Below are 2403 nucleotides of genomic sequence, written 5' to 3'. Positions count from 1 at the left end.
TCTATGCCCAGCGCATGGCGCAACTCTGCGGTTCGGGCCACGCGAATTGCATGATGCTGGAAGACATACTCGACGGGCTGTTCCATATCGCCAAGGCCGACGGGCTGATCCACGAGCGGGAAGGGCAATTCCTGCATCGCATTGCCGAGATTTTCCGGATCGACGAGGCGCATTACCAAGCGATCCTGTCGCGGCACGTCAATCTCGGCGCCGCCGATCCCTATGTCGTTCTCGGCATCGAGCGAGGGAAGCCGTTCGAGGAGGTCAGGAAGCGCTACCGCAAGCTGGTCTCCGACAATCACCCTGATAGGCTTATCGCGCGCGGCCTGCCGCAGGAGTTCATCAAGATCGCCACGACAAGGGTCGCAGCGATCAACGCGGCCTATGAGATGATCGAACGGGGCCTCAGGCACGTATGAGCGGTTTCTTGCCCGACCAGCCGGGTGCCGAGGTCAGGGTGTCGCCGAATTTCGGTCCGCGACGCGAGACGCTCAGGCTCGACATGATCGTGTTGCACTATACCGGCATGGCGACCGGCGCCGGCGCCGAGGCGTGGCTGTGCGATCCTGCAAGCGAGGTGTCCTCGCATTATCTCGTCCATGAGGATGGCCGCATCGTGCAGATGGTGCGCGAGAGCGACCGCGCCTGGCATGCCGGCAAGAGCTCATGGTTCGGGCGCACCGACATCAACTCGTGCTCGGTCGGCATCGAGATCGTCAATCCCGGGCATTCGCTCGGCTATAGAGCTTTCCCGAAGCGGCAGATCGATGCGGTGATCGGATTGTGCGCTGGGATCATCGGCCGGCACTCCATTCCAGCTCAGAGGGTTCTTGCGCATTCCGACGTGGCGCCGGGGCGCAAGGTCGATCCGGGCGAGAAGTTTCCCTGGAAAGCGCTTTTTGCGGCCGGCGTCGGCCATCTCGTTCCCGCGGCCCCGATCAGGCTGGGCGCGGCACTGAAGGCGGGCGATGCCGGCGCCGAGGTCGAGGCATTGCAGTCGATGCTGGCGCTCTATGGTTATGGCGTAGAGATATCGGGCATCTTCGATCGCCAAACAGAAATCGTGGTGGCGGCGTTTCAGCGGCATTTCCGGCGGCGGTTGGTCGACGGCGTTGCGGATGACTCGACGATCCGCACGTTGCAAAGGCTGCTGGCTTCCGTGAAGGCAGCCTCGCTCAGATAGTCTCGCCAGGTTCCCTAAATTACAACTTTGTCATACAAAGTGAATTGCCTCGCCTTCATTGGCGCCAATTCGCTCTCCAAACGCAACTCCCGCAAGTTGTCGGACGTCTAGCCTCCCAAGATGTGCCGATATTGAGTTAGCCACGCCGAGCGAAGTTCTTCGCGCGGTTCAAACAGAACAGGACTACATGCAGAAATTGACCGTTGTAGCGGCAGCCGTTGCTGCCGGAGTGATGACTTTTGCCTTCGGCCCGGCGAACAGCGCGCCGCTGAGCTTGCGGGCCGCCGACAATGGGTTCGCGGCAACCCCCGCAACGCCGAAGACGGCCTCGGATCCCAAAGCCGCAAAGCCAAAGAAAACCGATGAGACGAAAGTGCAAAAGGCCGCCGCATTGAAGTCGGCAAGATCAGCGCCGAAACGCGGTGCGAAGCGCGGCAAGCGGAGCGTCGACATGACGATGACGGCGTCCATTCACCCGGAGAAGCCCGTATCGTCGTCTTCGGCCATCGGCGGCGGGGCTGCCGGCGGCCAATATTCTGCGATCATCGCCCGCTATGCGGCAAGCTATGGCGTCCCGGTCTCGCTCGCCAATGCAGTCATCAAGATCGAGAGCAATTACCGGCCGAACATGGTCGGCAGCGCCGGTGAGATCGGCCTGATGCAGATCAAGCCGGCGACGGCGCGGATGATGGGCTATACGGGTTCGGCCAAGGGACTGTTCAACCCCGATACCAACATCAAATACGGCATGAAGTACCTTGCCATGGCGCAGGGCCTCGGCGGCGGCACCACCTGCGGCACGATCCTGAAATACAATGCCGGCCACGGTGCAAGGCGGATGAATCCGGTTTCGGCCGCCTATTGCAGCAAGGTCAAGGTGCAGATGGCGGCGCTCGGCTCGCCGGCATAAAGCTCATATTTCGAAGTGGATTTGGGCAATGCATGTTTGTTCATGCATGTCGTTGTCCCAAAACCGCTGCGCACTTTGGGAGACATGCACTAGCTTTTTCGTTTGCGTTTTCAGGCGGGAATCCCTTTATACGCGCTTGCCAGCTGGCCGGGCGGCCGCGCCCGCGAAGCCGAAAGGCTGCGGGTGAGGAAAGTCCGGGCTCCATGGAGACACGGTGCCGGCTAATGGCCGGCGGGGGCAACCCCAGGGAAAGTGCCACAGAAAGCAAACCGCCGCGGCGAATGCCGCGGCAAGGGTGAAAGGGTGGGCT

Annotated in this window: 3 protein-coding genes and 1 other RNA gene; all 4 read left to right on the top strand. The window is 61.5% G+C overall.

Annotated elements, in window-relative coordinates; translation table 11 throughout:
• Nucleotides 1–419: DnaJ family molecular chaperone (locus EOA29_RS33155; protein WP_145969946.1), on the top strand; the 419-nt coding region annotated here is incomplete at its 5' end.
• Nucleotides 416–1183, top strand: coding sequence for an N-acetylmuramoyl-L-alanine amidase (locus tag EOA29_RS33150; protein WP_126093076.1), 768 nt, complete (start codon nt 416–418; stop codon nt 1181–1183). The genes EOA29_RS33155 and EOA29_RS33150, both read left to right, overlap by 4 nt.
• A gap of 187 nt (nt 1184–1370) precedes the next feature.
• On the top strand, nt 1371–2093 hold the full coding sequence (locus EOA29_RS33145; RefSeq protein ID WP_126093077.1) for a transglycosylase SLT domain-containing protein: 723 nt from the start codon (nt 1371–1373) through the stop codon (nt 2091–2093).
• 139 nt (nt 2094–2232) lie between these two features.
• Nucleotides 2233–2403: RNase P RNA component class A (rnpB, locus tag EOA29_RS33140), an RNA gene on the top strand; the annotation flags it as partial.

This window comes from Mesorhizobium sp. M1E.F.Ca.ET.063.01.1.1 (assembly GCF_003998155.1).
Classification (GTDB): domain Bacteria; phylum Pseudomonadota; class Alphaproteobacteria; order Rhizobiales; family Rhizobiaceae; genus Mesorhizobium.
The sequence above is the reverse complement of the archived record's forward strand: the minus strand, read 5'-3'. Positions and strand labels throughout refer to the sequence as shown.